Source organism: Halomonas sp. BC2, from assembly GCF_002078115.1.
GTDB lineage: Bacteria > Pseudomonadota > Gammaproteobacteria > Pseudomonadales > Halomonadaceae > Vreelandella > Vreelandella stevensii.
Map to the genome: position 1 here is coordinate 91,075 of NZ_LFGT01000029.1, position 18,230 is coordinate 109,304.

General features: G+C 58.9%; 13 protein-coding genes and 4 tRNA genes. 16 read left to right on the forward strand and 1 reads right to left on the reverse strand.

Features of this window, described 5'->3' with window-relative positions; genetic code table 11:
- Positions 1 to 275: 275 nt before the first annotated feature.
- Positions 276 to 2,102, reverse strand: coding sequence for a translational GTPase TypA (gene typA, locus B7L71_RS16550; RefSeq protein ID WP_016915760.1), 1,827 nt, complete (start codon positions 2,100 to 2,102; stop codon positions 276 to 278).
- A gap of 163 nt (positions 2,103 to 2,265) precedes the next feature.
- On the opposite strand from typA, the gene B7L71_RS16555 reads away from it, so the two are divergent.
- The 16 genes from B7L71_RS16555 to rpsG all read left to right on the forward strand — a co-directional run bounded on the left by B7L71_RS16555 (position 2,266) and on the right by rpsG (position 18,194).
- A complete protein-coding gene (locus tag B7L71_RS16555) occupies positions 2,266 to 3,249 on the forward strand; it encodes a biotin--[acetyl-CoA-carboxylase] ligase (protein ID WP_081139232.1) in 984 nt (327 codons plus the stop codon).
- The gene (locus B7L71_RS16560; RefSeq protein WP_081139233.1) at positions 3,246 to 4,085 is read left to right on the forward strand and encodes a type III pantothenate kinase; all 840 of its coding nucleotides are present in this window, start codon (positions 3,246 to 3,248) and stop codon (positions 4,083 to 4,085) included. Before B7L71_RS16555 ends, B7L71_RS16560 begins: the two co-directional genes overlap by 4 nt.
- A gap of 140 nt (positions 4,086 to 4,225) precedes the next feature.
- Positions 4,226 to 4,309: transfer RNA gene (locus B7L71_RS16565), tRNA-Tyr, on the forward strand.
- A gap of 105 nt (positions 4,310 to 4,414) precedes the next feature.
- Positions 4,415 to 4,488, forward strand: a tRNA-Gly gene (locus tag B7L71_RS16570).
- Between the two features lie 14 nt (positions 4,489 to 4,502).
- Positions 4,503 to 4,577: transfer RNA gene (locus B7L71_RS16575), tRNA-Thr, on the forward strand.
- A gap of 143 nt (positions 4,578 to 4,720) precedes the next feature.
- Positions 4,721 to 4,796: transfer RNA gene (locus tag B7L71_RS16580), tRNA-Trp, on the forward strand.
- Between the two features lie 71 nt (positions 4,797 to 4,867).
- Positions 4,868 to 5,251, forward strand: coding sequence for a preprotein translocase subunit SecE (gene secE / locus B7L71_RS16585; RefSeq protein WP_016915763.1), 384 nt, complete (start codon positions 4,868 to 4,870; stop codon positions 5,249 to 5,251).
- An 8-nt stretch (positions 5,252 to 5,259) separates the two neighbouring features.
- Entirely contained in the window at positions 5,260 to 5,793 is a 534-nt protein-coding gene (gene nusG / locus B7L71_RS16590) for a transcription termination/antitermination protein NusG (RefSeq protein ID WP_016915764.1), read from the forward strand.
- 120 nt (positions 5,794 to 5,913) lie between these two features.
- Positions 5,914 to 6,345, forward strand: a complete 432-nt coding sequence (rplK, locus tag B7L71_RS16595; RefSeq protein WP_081139235.1) for a 50S ribosomal protein L11 — start codon at positions 5,914 to 5,916, stop codon at positions 6,343 to 6,345.
- Positions 6,346 to 6,347: 2 nt separating this feature from the next.
- Positions 6,348 to 7,040 carry a 50S ribosomal protein L1 gene (rplA, locus tag B7L71_RS16600; protein WP_081139236.1) on the forward strand — a complete coding sequence of 231 codons (693 nt, stop codon included), beginning with the start codon at positions 6,348 to 6,350 and terminating at the stop codon, positions 7,038 to 7,040.
- Between the two features lie 326 nt (positions 7,041 to 7,366).
- Positions 7,367 to 7,873 (forward strand): 50S ribosomal protein L10, encoded by a 507-nt coding sequence (gene rplJ, locus B7L71_RS16605; RefSeq protein ID WP_081139238.1) that lies wholly within the window; start codon positions 7,367 to 7,369, stop codon positions 7,871 to 7,873.
- 102 nt (positions 7,874 to 7,975) lie between these two features.
- The gene (gene rplL / locus B7L71_RS16610) at positions 7,976 to 8,344 is read left to right on the forward strand and encodes a 50S ribosomal protein L7/L12 (protein WP_016915768.1); all 369 of its coding nucleotides are present in this window, start codon (positions 7,976 to 7,978) and stop codon (positions 8,342 to 8,344) included.
- A 364-nt stretch (positions 8,345 to 8,708) separates the two neighbouring features.
- The gene (gene rpoB, locus B7L71_RS16615) at positions 8,709 to 12,785 is read left to right on the forward strand and encodes a DNA-directed RNA polymerase subunit beta (protein ID WP_016915769.1); all 4,077 of its coding nucleotides are present in this window, start codon (positions 8,709 to 8,711) and stop codon (positions 12,783 to 12,785) included.
- Between the two features lie 10 nt (positions 12,786 to 12,795).
- Positions 12,796 to 17,010 (forward strand): DNA-directed RNA polymerase subunit beta', encoded by a 4,215-nt coding sequence (gene rpoC / locus B7L71_RS16620; RefSeq protein WP_081139239.1) that lies wholly within the window; start codon positions 12,796 to 12,798, stop codon positions 17,008 to 17,010.
- Positions 17,011 to 17,207: 197 nt separating this feature from the next.
- Complete coding sequence (rpsL, locus tag B7L71_RS16625; RefSeq protein ID WP_009098973.1) at positions 17,208 to 17,582, forward strand: 30S ribosomal protein S12; 375 nt, start codon at positions 17,208 to 17,210, stop codon at positions 17,580 to 17,582.
- 141 nt (positions 17,583 to 17,723) lie between these two features.
- Entirely contained in the window at positions 17,724 to 18,194 is a 471-nt protein-coding gene (gene rpsG / locus B7L71_RS16630; RefSeq protein ID WP_016915771.1) for a 30S ribosomal protein S7, read from the forward strand.
- Positions 18,195 to 18,230 lie beyond the last annotated feature (36 nt).

An 18,230-nucleotide genomic window follows, 5' to 3' on the forward strand; every position in this document is an offset into this window, starting at 1 on the left:
CGGGGAGGACGTCAAGACCGCTCATGCGCAGGAGTGTCCCTGATAGTGGTGTCGGATGGGGGTAGGTATCCAAACACTTGTAGGAAGTGTAGCGTGTCAACGCACCTTGGGCGTCAACGGTTGCATTACTGTGCGATAGAATGCCCGCGCTTTCCAGCGCGCTAGCGTTTAGGTTGCGTTAATGATGATATTTGTGGCCCGTTCAGCCCAGTCGACCATGGGTCGAGATAGCAAAAAGCCCGCACGATGGCGGGCTTTCGGTGTCAGCGGTCAGCTTACTTCTTGCTGGAGCGCTTGCGCTCGTTCTCTTTCAGCAGCTTCTTGCGCAGACGGATGAAGCTCGGCGTCACTTCGACCAGCTCATCGGAGTCGAGGAACTCGATAGCCTGTTCCAGCGTGAACTTCACCGGCGGCGTCAACACGATGTTTTCATCGTTGCCCGACGCGCGCATGTTATCCAGCTTCTTGCCCTTGGTGGGGTTGACCACCAGGTCGTTGGCGCGGCTGTGGATACCGACCAGCATGCCTTCGTACACTTCGGTACCGTGGTCGATGATCAGCTTGCCGCGCTCTTGCAGTGTATACAGAGCGTAGGCCAGCGCCTTGCCATCCACCATGGAGACCATGACGCCGTTGCGACGCTCGATGGCGGCATCGGGCTTCAGCGGGCCGTAATGGTCGAAACGGCTGGTCAGAATGCCGGTGCCCGACGTCAGCGTCAGGAACTGGCCACGGAAGCCGATCAGGCCACGTGCCGGGATGATGAAGTCGAGGCGCACACGGCCCTTGCCATCCGGGTTCATGTTGGTCAGCTCGCCCTTGCGGTAGCCCAGCTCTTCCATGATCGAGCCCTGATGCTGCTCTTCACAGTCGATGATGACTTCTTCGTAGGGCTCCTGCTTGACGCCGTCGATCTCCTTGATGATGACCTCGGGGCGACCAACGGCCAGCTCGAAGCCTTCACGACGCATGGTTTCGATCAGTACCGACAGGTGCAGTTCGCCACGGCCAGAGACCTTGAACTTCTCGGGCGTTTCGCCCTGCTCGACGCGCAGCGCCACGTTGTGGATCAGCTCCTGGTCCAGGCGATCCTTGATGTTGCGGCTGGTGACGAACTTGCCATCCTTGCCTGCGAACGGCGAGTCGTTGACCTGGAAGGTCATCGAGACGGTGGGCTCGTCTACGGACAGCGGCGGTAGGGCTTCGACGGCGCTCGGGTCACACAGGGTGTCCGAGATGGACAGCTCTTCGATACCGGTAATGCACACGATATCGCCAGCGGTGGCTTCGGTAGTTTGTACGCGCTCGAGGCCCATGTGGGTCATGACCTGGCCGATCTTGCCCTTGCGCACCTTGCCATCCACGCCGATCACCGAGATCTGCTGGTTGGGCTTCACGGAACCGCGCTTGATGCGGCCCAGGCCGATGACGCCGACGTAGCTGTTGTAGTCCAGGGCAGAGATCTGCATCTGGAACGGCCCATCGACTTCGACTTTCGGCGGCTCGACGATATCGACGATGGCCTGGAACATCGGGTCCATGTTGTCGGCCAGCTCTTCCGGGTCCATGCCCGCAATGCCGTTCAGGGCCGAGCAGTAGATGATCGGGAAGTCGAGCTGGTCGTCGGTGGCGCCCAGGTTGTCGAACAGATCGAAGATCTGGTCGATGACCCAGTCAGGCCGTGCGCCGGGGCGGTCGATCTTGTTGACCACCACGATGGGCTTGAGGCCCTGCGAGAAGGCTTTCTGGGTCACGAAGCGAGTTTGTGGCATCGGGCCGTCCACGGCGTCGACCAGCAGCAGCACAGAGTCCACCATGGACATGACGCGCTCTACTTCACCGCCGAAGTCGGCGTGCCCAGGGGTGTCCACGATGTTGATGTGGTAATCCTTGCCATTGCTATCTTGCCACTGAATAGCCGTATTCTTGGCCAGGATGGTGATGCCGCGCTCTCTCTCCTGGTCATTGGAGTCCATGACTCGCTCCTGACCCTCGGCCTTGCGGTCGAGCGTTCCGGACTGGCTTAACAGTTTGTCTACCAAGGTAGTTTTACCGTGGTCAACGTGGGCAATAATGGCAATGTTGCGAAGATTCTCGATCACGACGCGATCCTGCTGGAAAAATAGGGCGGCATTATAGGGTCTGGGTACGGTCCACTACCAGCGCTGTCTTAAATAAAGCACCAAGTCAATAACCTAAACGCGGCAGTTTTCGCCTTCGTGACGGTTCCGTTAAGATAGGCGTTTTCCCAGTTGGGGCAGGCACATGACCATCGGTAACCTGATGCGTTTGTTGAGCGATGGCGAGGTTCATTCCGGTGAACAGTTAGGGGAGGCGTTAGGCGTTTCCCGAGCCGCCGTGTGGAAACAGTTGAAGAAACTCGAAGCGCTGGGCGTCGAGCTGGTCGCCGTCAAAGGGCGAGGCTATCGCCTGGCTTACCCGCTCGAGCCGTTGGATGGCGCGCGTATCGTCGAACGGCTACCTGCGGATGCCCGCCACCTGCTGGCGCGTCTGTTCGTCGAAGACCAGCTGCCTTCCAGTAACGAGTACCTGCGTGAGCGGTTTTCACAGGGTGCAGGCCACGGCGAAGTGTGTTTCGTCGAGTTGCAGACGGCAGGGCGGGGGCGGCGCGGCCGTGTCTGGTCGACGCCCTGGGGGCAGAGTCTGATGGTGTCCACGGGCTGGCGCTTCGAATCCGGCGTCAATGCTCTGGAGGGGCTAAGTCTCGCGGTGGGCGTCGTGGTCTCTCAGGTGCTCGAGCAGTATGGCGTGGCGCCCAAGCTGAAGTGGCCCAACGACGTGCTGTTGGCCGAAAACGAGGGCGAGCTGGGCAAGCTGGCGGGCATTTTGATCGAAGTGACCGGCGATGCCGCTGGCCCCTGTGAAGTAGTAATCGGCATCGGCATGAACTTGATGCTGCCGGATAGCCTGCGGGCGACCATCGACCAGCCGGTGGCCGCGTTATTCGATACGCAGCCCGGTATCTCACGTAATCAGCTGGCGGCAGACATGGTCGCTGGGCTGCTGAGCATGTTGGCGGGGTTCGAGAGCGGTGGGTTCGCGCCCTGGCTCGACGCCTGGAACCAGCGCCATGCTTACTCAGGGTTGCCCATTCGGGTCATCCAGGGGGGGCGCACCAGCGACGCCGTTGCAGGCGATGTCGATGAAAGTGGTAACCTGTGGGTTACTGAAAACGGTCACTCGCGACGCCTGTCGGGCGGTGAGATTAGCGTACGTAGGCGTCTATGATTCTGGATTTGGATATCGGCAACACGCTGTCGAAGTGGCGGCTCAAGGATGCCGAGAGCAGCGAGATCCGCTCACGCGGGGCCGTATGGACCCGGGAGGAGTGGCGTCCAGGGGCGGATATTCCGGACCTGGGCGTAGTAGAAGCGGTGCGCATTTCCAGCGTGGCCAGGGCCGCCGTGCTGGACGAAACTGTCGCCCTGCTCCGCCGCCAGGTGCGTCAGGTCCATGTGGCGCGCTCGACACCCGAGGCGCTGGGCGTCGTCAATGGCTATGAGGAGCCCGGCCGCCTGGGCGTAGACCGTTGGATGGGGGCCTTGGCGGGTTACCAGCTGGCCGGCGGCTGCTGTGCGGTGGACTGCGGCAGTGCCATTACCATCGACTTCGTGTTGCCGGGCGGGGGGCATTTGGGGGGCTTCATCATCCCGGGGTTACGGTTGATGAAGGAGAGTCTCAAGCTGGGCACCCGCAATGTGGCCATCGACCCCGATAGCGAGGCCGATGCGCTGCTGGAGCCTGGCAGGCGCACGGTGGATGCCGTCAACCATGGCATCTACATGGCGGCGGTCAGTGCCATCAATCGCATTTACAGTGAGGTATGTGACCAGCAAGGCGTGGCGCTGCCCATGCTGTTGACGGGCGGGGATGCGCGGGTGGTGTCGCGCGGGGTCCAGGTGCCCCATGCCGTCTGGCCCGACATGGTGTATGGCGGCCTCGAAGCCACATTTCCGCTGACCTTCGCCGAGCGCGCAGGCAAGATGTCGGGTGCGCCGCAGGTGCCGGAGCCGGTTTCGTTGGAAAAAATTCGCGCAGGGCTTGCATTCTCCATGCTGCTTTGACAGAATGCAGCGCGTTCCAAAGCAGATGTGGTCGAGTCGCAACGCTGATTGGTTAAATCAGTAGACAGTAAAAGTCTCGAAAATAAAGAGATTTTGGCTTGACACTGTTTTGAGGGCTGGCATAATGTGCCGCCACAGCTGGAGAGGTTCCCGAGTGGCCAAAGGGAGCAGACTGTAAATCTGCCGCGAAAGCTTCGAAGGTTCGAATCCTTCCCTCTCCACCAGATTGTATGAGTGCTGATTTGTCAGTGCTTGTGAATGAAAGGCCGGTAAGCGGGCATTAGCTACTGTTTCTCGTGCAGCGGATTGTCATTCTTCAGGCAAGTTCGGCGGGCGTAGTTCAATGGTAGAACCTCAGCCTTCCAAGCTGATGGTGCGGGTTCGATTCCCGCCGCCCGCTCCAGTTTGATGTGTTTGGCTCATGTAGCTCAGGGGTAGAGCACACCCTTGGTAAGGGTGAGGTCGACGGTTCAATTCCGTCCATGAGCTCCATATTGCGAAAAAAGCGAGCGATGCTCGCTTTTTTTGTATTCGCCCGCGGCAGCGGGTGTGATGTAAGGGTTGTCAGGCGGAAAAATTTTCGCTATCATGGCGCCCGCTCTTGCGCAGGTAGTAAATTGCGCATTTGACGATACAGGCCAGTAGCTCAATTGGCAGAGCAGCGGTCTCCAAAACCGCAGGTTGGGGGTTCGATTCCCTCCTGGCCTGCCAATCTTCCCCAGGTTGGCATGTCTTTCTAGAATTCCTTTGTCGCTCGCTGCACCCTTAGGAGTCTCGTTTTTATGAAGCCTAGTTCCGTAAAACATGGCGATGAGGTGCAACAGACGCGCCATGACGGGCTCAAGTGGGCGGCGACTGTAGCGCTGCTTGTTGTTGCAATCGTTGGTAATACCTATTTCGCCGATATTGGCCTGCTCTATCGTGTCCTTGGTGTCGTTGTGCTGTGTGCATTGGCAGGATTGATTGCACTCACTACCGCCAAGGGTCGCGACCTGATCGAGCTTGCTGTCAGCGCCAGGAAAGAGATTCAGCGCGTTGTATGGCCAACCCGTCCTGAAACCATTCAAACGACTGCCATCGTACTGGTGGCGGTGCTGGTGGTGGGGTTGATGCTGTGGTTGATTGACACTCTTCTTGGCTGGGCGATGTCCGGCGTTATTGGTTAGGAGTTTTCATGTCCAAACGTTGGTACGTCGTCCACGCTTATTCCGGCTTTGAGAAGCATGTCATGCGCTCGCTGATCGAGCGTGTGAAAATGTATGGCATGGAAGATCGCTTTGGCGAAATCCTGGTGCCGACGGAAGAAGTGGTCGAGATGCGCGACGGCAAGCGCCGCAAGAGTGAGCGCAAGTTTTATCCTGGCTATGTGCTGGTCGAGATGGAGATGGTCGACGAAACCTGGCATCTGGTGAACGAAACGCCGCGTGTCATGGGGTTCATTGGTGGCACCAAAGAGAAGCCGGCGCCCATCACCAGTCGCGAAGCCGAAGCCATTCTTCGTCGTGTGAAGGACGGCACCGACAAGCCGCGTCCCAAGACCATGTTCGAGCCGGGTCAGTCCGTGCGTGTCATCGATGGTCCATTTGCCGATTTCAACGGTGTTGTTGAAGAGGTGAACTACGACAAGAGCCGTCTGCAGGTCAGCGTGCTGATCTTTGGCCGTGCGACGCCTGTAGAGCTTGAGTTCTCTCAGGTAGAAAAAGAGTAATTTCAAATTGTTGCAGGATGGCGCCGTGGGTGCCGTCCTGGATTCATGTAAAGCAGCCCCGCGCTGCTTTACGCGTACCGGGGAGCCGTCAGGCGTTATCACCCAATTGGAGTAATTATCATGGCCAAGAAAGTACAGGCTTACATCAAACTGCAGGTTGCTGCAGGTAAAGCCAACCCGAGTCCGCCCGTAGGCCCCGCGCTGGGTCAGCACGGCGTGAACATCATGGAATTCTGTAAGGCGTTCAACGCCGCGACTCAAGAAGTTGAGCCGGGCCTGCCGACGCCTGTCGTAATTACCGTCTACTCAGACCGTAGCTTCACGTTCGTCACCAAGACACCGCCTGCTGCCGTACTGCTGAAAAAAGCAGCGGGCATCAAGTCCGGTTCTGGTGAGCCGAACAAGAAGAAGGTTGGCACCGTGACACGTGCGCAGCTGGAAGAGATCGCCAAGACCAAAGAGCCTGACATGACGGCTGCTGATCTTGAAGCCGCAGTGCGTACCATCGCTGGTAGCGCTCGCAGCATGGGCTTAAACGTGGAGGGTCTCTAATCATGGCTAAACTGTCCAAGCGCGCCAAGATGATTCGCGAGAAAGTAGACAGCAACAAGGCTTACTCTCTGGAAGAAGCCGTTGCCCTGCTTGCTGAGCTGTCAACCGTGAAGTTCAAAGAGTCTCTGGACATTGCGATCAACCTGGGTGTTGACCCGCGTAAATCCGACCAGGTCGTTCGTGGCGCTACCGTCATGCCTAACGGCACCGGTAAAGAGGTTCGCGTGGCTGTGTTCACTCAGGGTGCCAACGCCGATGCGGCTAAAGAAGCTGGCGCTGACATCGTGGGTATGGAAGAGCTGGCCGAGCAGGTCAAGAAAGGCGTGATGGATTTCGACGTCGTCATCGCTTCTCCGGATGCCATGCGCGTTGTCGGTCAGCTGGGCCAGATCCTCGGTCCGCGCGGCCTGATGCCGAACCCGAAGGTCGGTACCGTGACGCCTGATGTGGCCACTGCGGTCAAGAATGCCAAAGCGGGTCAGGTGCGTTTCCGTACCGACAAGAACGGCATCATCCATACTACGCTGGGTAAGGTCGATTTTGACGCGACCGCTGTTCAGGGTAACCTGGAAGCACTGGTAGCTGACCTGAAGAAGCTCAAGCCGAGCTCTTCCAAAGGCATCTACTTCAAGAAATTCACCCTGTCCACTACCATGGGCCCGGGTTTGACTATCGACCACTCCTCGCTGGTTTAAGCGAGTCGAGGATAGTCCCGCTGGCGGCACGAGCGAAATCTCGTGTTGCCGGTGGCTGGAACCGAGCAAGAACTTTGCGGTCCCTCGCTGAGCTTTATGCCAGATGAGGCACCGTCAAAGACCGCAGGTGCCGCCGCTTTTCTGAAGTGGCGGCTTAATCGCCCTAAAGCGCCTGCGCAGATGGTGTGGCCGCCAGTTGGTTAACGCTTTTAGCAACCGCTTTCTGGTGAGCACCATCCCCTAAGGCTTCCTGTGCCGCTGTTGGGCCTGGAAGAGATGGTAACCTCCGGAACCTTGACGGGTTTCGGCACGAAGGAGTGATCACTGTGCCACTAGCACTTGAAGGCAAGAAAGCGATTGTTGCCGAGGTCAGTGAAGCGGCCAAGGGCGCACTCTCCGTCGTAGTTGCCGATTCTCGCGGCGTCACGGTCGGTAAAATGACCGATCTGCGCAAGCAGGCGCGTGAGAATGGTGTAGAGCTGCGTGTTGTTCGTAACACGCTGGCTCGCCGCGCACTCGAAGGCACCCAGTGGGAGTGTCTGAACGAGAGCTTCGTTGGTCCTACTCTGCTGGCTTTCTCCACTGAGCATCCGGGCGCTGCCGCTCGTCTGTTCAAGGAGTTTGCCAAAGCCGAGCAGAACTTCGAAGTCAAAGCGTTGGCCTACGAAGGTGAGCTGATTCCGGCTGCTGACATCGATCGTCTGGCAACCCTGCCGACTTACGACGAGGCAATTGCCAAGTTGATGTCGGTCATGAAAGAAGCCTCCGCTGGCAAGCTGGTTCGTACCCTGGCCGCCCTGCGCGACCAGAAGCAAGAAGCCGAAGCTGCCTAAGCAGCGTTTCTTGCGGGCCGCGTTATCGACACGCCGCCTGAACCTGCAATAAATCCCGAGTTCTCGGTTGTCCGAGACTCCCGCAAAGTTAGGAATGGAACAATGGCACTGACCAAAGACGATATCATCAATGCTGTAGCCGACATGTCCGTAATGGAAGTTGTCGAGCTGATCGAAGCGATGGAAGAGAAATTCGGCGTTTCTGCTGCCGCAGCTGTTATGGCTGGTCCGGCTGCTGCTGGCGAAGCTGCTGAAGAGCAGACCGAATTCGACCTGGTACTGGCGTCTGCTGGTGACAAGAAAGTTAACGTCATCAAAGCCGTTCGTGAAATCACCGGTCTTGGCCTGAAAGAAGCCAAAGGCGCTGTTGACGGCGCTCCGGCGACCATCAAAGAAGCGATGTCCAAGGACGACGCTGAAGCTGCCAAGAAGAAGCTGGAAGAAGCTGGCGCAACCGTCGAGCTCAAGTAATCCTTGTGCTGATGGCTTTACGCGCTGCGTAAGCTTCCACGGCTGGCGGCGGGCTATCCCGCTGCCGGCCTTTTTCTGTTGTAATATGCTGCCGTGCAGCGAAACGACAGAGCCGCTGCGGTAAAAAGCAGCACAATAGCAGGACCGTTGTTGTGAAGCGTACGTTGTTGTAATGCGTCAGTTGTAAAGCGTGAGCGTGTCGGCAGGCAACAACGAAGCGCGGACAGCACTACCGTAACACTGTTATCTATCAAGATTTTTGACGGCGAGCTACCGATTAAGGAGCTTGCTGTCTGCGTCTGAAACGCCCGCGGGCAGATGACCACGCATCGGTCACCCATGGTGAACAAGCTGGGGAATACAGATGGCTTACTCATATACTGAGAAAAAACGCATCCGCAAGGATTTCGGCAAACTGCCCCAAGTGATGGATGTGCCTTACTTGCTGGCCATCCAGCTTGATTCCTACTACGACTTTCTCCAGCAGGATCGTTCGCCTGATGAGCGGCACGAAGTGGGTCTGCACGCGGCATTCAAGTCCGTGTTCCCGATCGAGAGCTTCTCGGGTAACGCCGCGCTGGAGTATGTCAGCTATCGCTTCGGTACGCCGGCGTTCGATGTGAAGGAGTGTCAGCTGCGTGGCGTGACCTACTCCGCCCCGCTGCGCGTCAAGGTTCGCTTGATCATCTATGATCGCGACTCCTCGAACAAGGCTATCAAGGATATCAAAGAGCAGGAAGTCTACATGGGGGAAATCCCCCTGATGACCGAGAACGGTACCTTCGTTATCAACGGTACCGAGCGGGTAATCGTTTCCCAGCTCCACCGCTCACCCGGTGTGTTCTTCGATCATGACAAGGGCAAGAGCCACTCTTCCGGCAAGCTGCTCTACTCTGCTCGCGTGATTCCTTACCGTGGCTCATGGCTCGACTTCGAGTTCGACCCGAAAGACAACGTCTTCGTGCGTATCGACCGTCGTCGCAAGCTGCCGGCTTCCGTGCTGATGCGCGCGCTGGGCATGAGTACCGAAGAGATCCTCGACGAGTTCTTCGAAACCAGTACCTTCCATATCGAAAAGTCTGGCTTCTCCGTGGAGCTGGTTCCGTCGCGTCTGCGCGGTGAAACCGCCACCTTCGACATCAAGGGTGCCGATGGTGAACTGATCGTCGAAGAAGGTCGTCGGATCACCCAGAAGCACATCCGCCAGTTGGAAAAAGCGGGTCTGGAGCGTCTGGAAGTGCCGATGGAGTACCTGTTCGGCAAGACGCTGGCCAAAGACCAGATCGACACCAGGACGGGCGAGCTGATCTGCCCGTGCAACACCGAAATTACCCCAGAAGTGCTGGAGCGCATGGCTCAGGGCGGCATTACCCAGATCGAAACGCTCTACACCAATGACCTGGACTGCGGTTCCTTCGTTTCCGACACCCTGAAGCTGGACACCACCAGCTCGCAGCTGGAAGCGCTGGTCGAAATCTACCGCATGATGCGTCCTGGCGAGCCGCCCACCAAGGAAGCCGCCGAAACGCTGTTCCACAACCTGTTCTTCACCGAAGACCGCTACGACCTGTCGGGCGTGGGCCGGATGAAGTTCAACCGTCGTCTGCGTCGTGACTCCGACGTGGGCTCCGGTGTATTGGACCGCAAGGACATCCTCGATGTGCTGCGCGAGCTGATCAACATCCGTAACGGTTTTGGTGACGTCGACGATATCGACCACCTGGGCAACCGTCGTATCCGCTGCGTTGGCGAAATGGCCGAGAACCAGTTCCGTGTAGGCCTGGTGCGCGTCGAGCGTGCGGTGAAAGAGCGTCTGTCCATGGCGGAGAGCGAAGGCTTGATGCCCCAGGACTTGATCAACGCCAAGCCCGTGGCGGCGGCGGTGAAAGAGTTCTTCGGTTCCAGCCAGCTGTCCCAGTTCATGGACCAGAACAACCCGCTTTCCGAGGTGACTCACAAGCGTCGTGTATCGGCACTCGGTCCGGGCGGTCTGACCCGTGAGCGCGCAGGCTTCGAAGTCCGTGACGTACACGCTACGCACTACGGTCGTCTGTGCCCGATCGAAACGCCGGAAGGCCCGAACATCGGTCTGATCAACTCGCTGGCCACCTACAGCCATACCAACAGCTATGGCTTCCTGGAAACGCCGTACCGCAAAGTGAATGCCTGTCAGGTCACTGACGACATCGTTCACCTGTCGGCGATCGAGGAGGGCGACTTCGTTATCGCCCAGGCGTCGGCGGCAGTAGACGAGTCTGGCAAGCTGATCGATGACCTGGTGCAGGTACGCCATCGCGGCGAAACCACCTTCATGCGTCCTGAGCAAGTGACGCTGATGGACGTGTCTCCGCGTCAGGTGGTATCGGTCGCAGCAGCCTTGATCCCGTTCCTGGAGCACGATGATGCCAACCGCGCCTTGATGGGTGCGAACATGCAGCGTCAGGCCGTTCCGACCCTGCGTGCCGACAAGCCGCTGGTCGGTACCGGCATGGAGCGTTTCGTGGCCCGCGACTCCGGCGTATGTGCCGTGGCGCGCCGAGGCGGCGTCATCGACTCCGTGGATGCGCGTCGTGTGGTGGTGCGGGTCAATGAAGATGAGATCATCGGCGGCGAAGCCGGCGTCGACATCTACAACCTGACCAAGTATACCCGCTCCAACCAGAACACCTGTATGAACCAGCGCCCCATTGTGCGGCCTGGCGACAGCGTGGCACGCGGCGATATTCTGGCCGACGGCCCGTCTGTCGACATGGGGGATCTGGCTCTGGGCCAGAACATGCGCATCGCGTTCATGCCCTGGAACGGTTACAACTTCGAAGACTCCATCCTGCTCTCCGAGCGTGTCGTTCAGGAAGATCGCTTCACCACGATTCACATTCAGGAACTGACCTGTGTGTCTCGTGACACCAAGCTGGGGCCGGAAGAGATCACTTCCGATATCCCCAACGTCGGTGAATCGGCGCTGGGCAAGCTGGACGAAGCGGGCGTTGTGTACATCGGCGCTGAAGTCGGCCCCGGCGATATTCTGGTGGGTAAGGTAACGCCGAAAGGTGAAACCCAGCTGACGCCGGAAGAGAAGCTGCTGCGCGCCATCTTCGGTGAGAAAGCCTCTGACGTGAAAGACACCTCCCTGCGCGCCCCCACCGGCATGAAGGGTACGGTCATCGACGTTCAGGTGTTCACCCGTGACGGCGTCGAGAAGGACTCCCGTGCCCTGTCCATCGAGCAGATGCAGCTGGACGAAGTACGCAAGGACCTGCAGGAGACCTACCGGATCGCCGAAGACGCGACGTTCGAGCGCCTGAAGCGCACCCTGGAAGGTCAGGCCGTCAACGGTGGCCCGAACCTGAAAAAAGGCGACGTGCTGAGCGAGACGTACCTGGACGAACTGCCCCGTCAGCAGTGGTTCAAGCTGCGCATGCAGGACGAAGCCTACAACGAACTGCTGGCCCAAGCCGATGAGCAGCTCGAAAACCGCCGTAAAGAGATGGACGAGCGTTTCGAAGACAAGAAACGCAAGCTGACCCAGGGCGACGATCTCGCGCCGGGCGTGCTGAAAATCGTCAAGGTCTACATGGCGGTCAAGCGTCGCATCCAGCCAGGCGACAAGATGGCCGGTCGTCACGGTAACAAGGGTGTTATCTCCGCGATCATGCCCATCGAGGACATGCCGTTCGACGAGAAGGGCGAGCCGGTGGACGTGGTACTGAACCCGCTGGGTGTACCGTCGCGCATGAACGTCGGTCAGATCCTGGAAACCCACCTGGGCATGGCGGCACGCGGCCTGGGCGTCAAGATCGAGGCCATGCTGCGTGATGCGCGTGGCCAGCAGGTTGCGGAAATTCGTGACTTCCTGGGGCAGGTCTACAACACGCCTGGCACCCGCATGGAGGACATCGATTCGCTGACCGACGAGGAAATCATCGCGCTGGCGAAAAACCTCAAAGGCGGTGTGCCCATGGCCACGCCGGTGTTTGACGGTGCCAAAGAGCACGAGATCAAGCACCTGCTGAAGCTGGCAGACATTCCGGAATCCGGTCAGATGGCGCTGTACGATGGTCGTACCGGCGATGCCTTCGACCGCCCGGTCACCGTTGGCTACATGTACATGCTGAAGCTCAACCACTTGGTAGACGACAAGATGCACGCGCGTTCTACCGGTTCTTACTCGCTGGTGACTCAGCAGCCCTTGGGTGGTAAGGCACAGTTCGGTGGTCAGCGCTTCGGTGAGATGGAAGTGTGGGCGTTGGAAGCCTACGGCGCTGCGTACACGCTACAAGAGATGCTCACCGTCAAGTCGGACGACGTCGAAGGCCGCACCAAGATGTACAAGAACATCGTGGATGGCGACCACACCATGCAGGCAGGCATGCCGGAATCCTTCAACGTACTCGTGAAGGAAATCCGCTCGCTGGGCATCGATATCGAGTTAGAGAGCTAGGAGCCGTCATATGAAAGATTTGGTGAAAGTACTCAAATCGCAGTCTCAGTCCGAAGAGTTCGACGCGATCAAGATTACCCTCGCGTCGCCGGACATGATTCGCTCCTGGTCGTTTGGCGAGGTGAAGAAGCCCGAGACCATCAACTACCGTACCTTCAAGCCGGAGCGGGATGGTCTGTTCTGCGCCAAGATCTTTGGCCCGGTCAAGGACTACGAGTGTCTGTGCGGCAAGTACAAGCGCATGAAGCACCGTGGCATCATTTGTGAGAAGTGTGGCGTCGAAGTCACCAAGGCTGCCGTGCGCCGTGAGCGCATGGGCCATATCGAGCTGGCCTCGCCGGTCGCTCACATCTGGTTTTTGAAATCACTGCCGTCGCGTATCGGCATGTTCCTCGATATGACCCTGCGTGATATCGAACGCGTGCTGTACTTCGAAAGCTTCGTGGTCATCGACCCGGGCATGACCACGCTGGAGCGTGGTCAGCTGCTCAACGACGAGCAGTACTTCGAAGCCCTGGAAGAGTTCGGCGATGACTTCGACGCCCGCATGGGTGCCGAAGCCGTTCAGGAACTGCTCAAGGACATCGATCTGGAAGAAGAGATCAACACGCTGCGCGAAGAGATTCCGCAGACCAACTCTGAAACCAAGATCAAGAAGCTCTCCAAGCGCCTGAAGCTGCTCGAAGCGTTCTACCACTCCGGCAATGCGCCGGCGTGGATGGTCATGGAAGTGCTGCCCGTGCTGCCGCCGGACCTGCGTCCGCTGGTACCGCTGGACGGTGGCCGCTTCGCGACCTCCGATCTCAACGACCTCTACCGTCGTGTGATCAACCGTAACAACCGCCTGAAGCGTCTGCTGGACCTCAATGCGCCGGACATCATCGTGCGCAACGAGAAGCGTATGCTGCAGGAAGCGGTGGATGCGCTGCTGGACAACGGCCGTCGCGGCCGTGCCATCACTGGCTCCAACAAGCGTCCGCTGAAATCCCTTGCCGACATGATCAAGGGTAAGCAGGGCCGTTTCCGTCAGAACCTGCTGGGTAAGCGTGTCGACTACTCCGGCCGTTCGGTCATCACCGTGGGCCCGACCCTGCGTCTGCACCAGTGTGGTCTGCCGAAGAAGATGGCCCTCGAGCTGTTCAAGCCGTTCATCTACTCCAAGCTGCAGTCGCTGGGCCATGCATCCACGATCAAAGCCGCGAAGAAGATGGTCGAGCGCGAACTGCCGGAAGTTTGGGATATTCTGGCCGACGTCATCCGCGAACACCCGGTACTGCTCAACCGTGCACCGACCCTGCACCGTCTGGGTATCCAGGCGTTCGAACCGCTGCTGATCGAAGGCAAGGCGATCCAGCTGCACCCGCTGGTGTGTGCGGCTTACAACGCCGACTTCGACGGTGACCAGATGGCGGTCCACGTACCGCTGACCCTGGAAGCCCAGCTCGAAGCGCGTGCGCTGATGATGGCCACCAACAACGTGCTGTCGCCAGCCAACGGCGAGCCGATCATCGTACCGTCGCAGGACGTTGTTCTGGGTCTGTACTACATGACCCGCGAAAAGATCAACGCCAAGGGCGAAGGCATGGTGTTCTCTGACCTCAACGAGGTAGAGCGTGCCTTCGGTACTCAGTCCGTCTCGCTGCATGCTCGCGTCAAAGTGCGCCTGGATGAAGTGGATGTCGACGAAGAGACCGGCGAGCGCTCCGAGCATCGTCGCCTGTACGACACCACGGTGGGCCGTGCCCTGCTGTTCCGCATTCTGCCGGAAGGGGTACCGTTCGCGCTGATCGATCAGCCGATGAAGAAGAAGGCGATCTCCAGCCTGATCAATGAAGTGTATCGCCGTGCGGGCCTCAAGCCCACGGTCATCTTCGCTGACCAGCTGATGTACACCGGCTTCCGTCTGGCGACCTGGTCCGGCGCCTCGATCGGTGTCAACGACTTCGTCATTCCCGACGCCAAGACCGAGATCGTCGACGCGGCCGAAGCCGAAGTCAAAGAGATCGAAGACCAGTTCTCGTCCGGTCTGGTGACCGCAGGCGAGAAGTACAACAAGGTTATCGACATCTGGTCCAAGGCCAACGACAAGGTGGCCAAGGCGATGATGGTGGGTATCTCCAAGGAGACCGTCGTCGACCGTGAAGGCAATGAAGTGGAGCAGGACTCCTTCAACAGCGTCTTCATCATGGCCGACTCCGGTGCCCGTGGTAGCGCCGCCCAGATCCGTCAGCTGGCGGGTATGCGTGGTCTGATGGCCAAGCCGGATGGCTCGATCATCGAACCCCCCATCGTGGCCAACTTCCGTGAAGGTCTGAACGTACTGCAGTACTTCATCTCGACCCACGGTGCGCGTAAAGGTCTGGCGGATACGGCCCTGAAAACGGCCAACTCCGGTTATCTGACTCGTCGTCTGGTCGACGTGGCCCAGGATCTGGTGATCACCGAAACCGACTGTGGCACCGAGAACGGTCTGACGCTGCACCCGATCATCGAGGGTGGCGATATCATCGTACCGCTGTCACAGCGTGTCCTGGGCCGGGTAGTGGCGCAGGACGTCATCGATCCGAGCACCGAAGAAGTGCTGATCCCGCGCAACACGCTGCTCGACGAGAAGTGGTGTGCGTCGCTGGACACCATGGGGGTGGACGAGATCATCGTGCGCTCCACCATCACCTGTGACACCGCGCACGGCGTTTGTTCGTCCTGCTACGGTCGGGACCTGGCGCGTGGCCATCAGGTCAACATCGGTGAGTCGGTGGGTGTCATCGCTGCCCAGTCCATCGGTGAGCCGGGTACCCAGCTGACCATGCGTACGTTCCACATCGGTGGTGCGGCATCGCGTTCCTCGGCGGTCGACAGCGTACAGGTGAAGCACGGCGGTAAAGTACGCCTGCACAACATCAAGCACGTTGAGCGTGCCGACGGCAAGCTGGTGGTGGTGTCTCGTTCAAGCGCCCTGGCCGTCGCCGACGATCACGGTCGTGAGCGTGAGTACTACAAGCTGCCTTACGGTGCCGAGCTGTCGGTTCGCGACGGTGACGTCGTCGACGCTGGCACGGTCGTGGCCAAGTGGGACCCGCACACCCATCCGATCATTGCGGAAGTGGAAGGTAAGGCCCAGTTCATCGATCTCGACGAAGGTGTCACCATGCACCGCAGCGTCGATGAAATGACCGGCCTCTCCTCCATCGAGGTCATCGAGACGGCTGCCCGCCCGATGGCCGGCCGCGACAAGCGCCCGATGGTGATGCTGCAGGACGCCGCAGGCGAGTACGTGTCCGTGTCCGGTTCCAACACGCCGGTACAGTACCTGCTGCCCGGCAACTCGATCATCTCCGTGGACGACGGCTCGACCATCGGTGTGGGTGAAGTCGTTGCCCGTATCCCGGTAGAAGCCTCGGGTAACAAGGACATCACCGGTGGTCTGCCGCGGGTAGCCGACCTGTTCGAAGCGCGTAAGCCGAAAGAGTCGGCCATTCTCGCGGAAATCAGCGGTGTGGTGAGCTTCGGTAAAGAGACCAAGGGCAAGCGTCGTCTGACGATTACCCCGGAGTCTGGCGATCCGTTCGAAGCGCTGATTCCGAAATGGCGTCAAATCGCCGTCTTCGAAGGCGAAGCCGTCGAGAAGGGCGAAGTGATTTCCGATGGCCCGAGCAACCCGCACGACATCCTGCGCCTGCTGGGTGTGGCGGAGCTGGCCAAGTACATCACTGCCGAAGTACAGGACGTATACCGTCTGCAAGGTGTAGGCATCAACGACAAGCACATCGAAGTCATCGTGCGTCAGATGCTACGCAAGGTAGAGATCACCGATTCCGGCGACTCTGACTTCATCACCGGCGACCAGGCAGAACTGGTGCGCGTGCTGGAGCAGAACGAGCGTCTGGAGAAAGAAGGCAAGTTCCCGGCCAAGTACCAACGCTTGCTGCTGGGTATCACCAAGGCCAGCTTGGCCACCGAATCGTTCATTTCGGCGGCGTCGTTCCAGGAAACGACCCGCGTATTGACCGAAGCGGCGGTAACCGGCAAGCGCGATTACCTGCGTGGCCTGAAAGAAAACGTGGTAGTTGGACGTCTGATTCCGGCAGGTACCGGTCTGACTCACCACGCAGAGCGTCGTCGCAAGCGCGAAGACGTAGAGCGTCTGTTCAACCCCTCGGCTACCGAGGTTGAGCAGGAGCTGGGTGCTCAGTTGACCGCCCTGGATTCAGACGACGATCTGTAACCCAGGACAGGCCACGAGCAGCCAAGAGCGGCTGGCCCTGAATGGCAGGAACCTGGCGGTAAACCACCGCCAGGGCTTGACGCCAGGCAGGGTCAGCCTTTAGAATGCGCAGCCTTTAACAGTGGGGTGGGTGCGCCCGCATCCGCTGCTTGCATTTGTTAATAGGCCAAGGCAACCATTGGAGTCAGCTAAACACCATGGCAACGATTAATCAGCTAGTGCGCAAGCCGCGCAAGCGCCCCGTCACCAAGAGTGACGTGCCTGCGCTTCAGGCATGCCCGCAAAAGCGCGGCGTTTGTACGCGCGTTTACACCACCACCCCCAAGAAGCCGAACTCGGCCCTGCGTAAGGTTTGCCGTGTGCGCCTGACCAACGGTTTCGAAGTCTCTTCTTACATCGGTGGTGAAGGTCACAACCTCCAGGAGCACTCTGTTGTTCTGATTCGCGGCGGTCGTGTAAAGGATTTGCCAGGTGTGCGTTATCACACCGTTCGTGGCGCCCTTGACACCTCTGGCGTACAGAACCGTAAGCAGGGTCGTTCCAAGTACGGTACCAAGCGTCCGAAGTCCTAAGGCGCTGAACGCAGCCTCATGGAGCGCTGCGGTGTTACCTTTTAACCGAATATGATGGTCTGATAAGAGTAAGGTCGGGCGGCGCCAAAGGCGCAAGCAGGTTCCGGGTTTACCTGAAGGATCCTTAATTGAGGGCTTATCATGCCTAGAAGAAGAGTTGTAGCTAAACGCGAAATCCTGCCGGATCCCAAGTTCGGAAGTGAGCGTCTGGCGAAGTTCATGAACCACCTGATGGTCAGCGGCAAGAAGTCCGTAGCTGAGCGCATCGTCTATGGTGCGTTGGACAAGGTTGCCGAGCGTAGTAAAGAAGAGCCGCTGGAAATCTTCGACAAGGCGCTGGAAACCATCCAGCCGATGGTCGAAGTAAAGTCGCGCCGCGTGGGTGGTGCTACTTATCAGGTGCCGGTTGAAGTTCGTCCGTCACGCCGCCAAGCGCTGGCAATGCGCTGGCTGGTAGACGCTGCGCGTCGTCGCGGTGAGAAAACGATGGTTCAGCGCCTGGCAGGTGAAATGCTGGATGCCGCTGAGGGCAAAGGCTCTGCTGTCAAGAAGCGTGAAGACGTGCACCGTATGGCAGAAGCCAACAAGGCCTTCTCTCACTATCGTTTCTAAGCTCGACGTTTCTGGGCTCGTGTCTTTTTCTGTCGG

Bases quoted from the DNA above. Each gene is read 5' to 3' on its own strand.
- B7L71_RS16555 (WP_081139232.1), top strand. From the start codon at position 2,266: ATGACCATCGGTAACCTGATGCGTTTGTTGAGCGATGGCGAGGTTCAT.
- B7L71_RS16560 (WP_081139233.1), top strand. From the start codon at position 3,246: ATGATTCTGGATTTGGATATCGGCAACACGCTGTCGAAGTGGCGGCTC.
- secE (WP_016915763.1), top strand. From the start codon at position 4,868: ATGAAGCCTAGTTCCGTAAAACATGGCGATGAGGTGCAACAGACGCGC.
- nusG (WP_016915764.1), top strand. From the start codon at position 5,260: ATGTCCAAACGTTGGTACGTCGTCCACGCTTATTCCGGCTTTGAGAAG.
- rplK (WP_081139235.1), top strand. From the start codon at position 5,914: ATGGCCAAGAAAGTACAGGCTTACATCAAACTGCAGGTTGCTGCAGGT.
- rplA (WP_081139236.1), top strand. From the start codon at position 6,348: ATGGCTAAACTGTCCAAGCGCGCCAAGATGATTCGCGAGAAAGTAGAC.
- rplL (WP_016915768.1), top strand. From the start codon at position 7,976: ATGGCACTGACCAAAGACGATATCATCAATGCTGTAGCCGACATGTCC.
- rpoB (WP_016915769.1), top strand. From the start codon at position 8,709: ATGGCTTACTCATATACTGAGAAAAAACGCATCCGCAAGGATTTCGGC.
- rpoC (WP_081139239.1), top strand. From the start codon at position 12,796: ATGAAAGATTTGGTGAAAGTACTCAAATCGCAGTCTCAGTCCGAAGAG.
- rpsL (WP_009098973.1), top strand. From the start codon at position 17,208: ATGGCAACGATTAATCAGCTAGTGCGCAAGCCGCGCAAGCGCCCCGTC.
- rpsG (WP_016915771.1), top strand. From the start codon at position 17,724: ATGCCTAGAAGAAGAGTTGTAGCTAAACGCGAAATCCTGCCGGATCCC.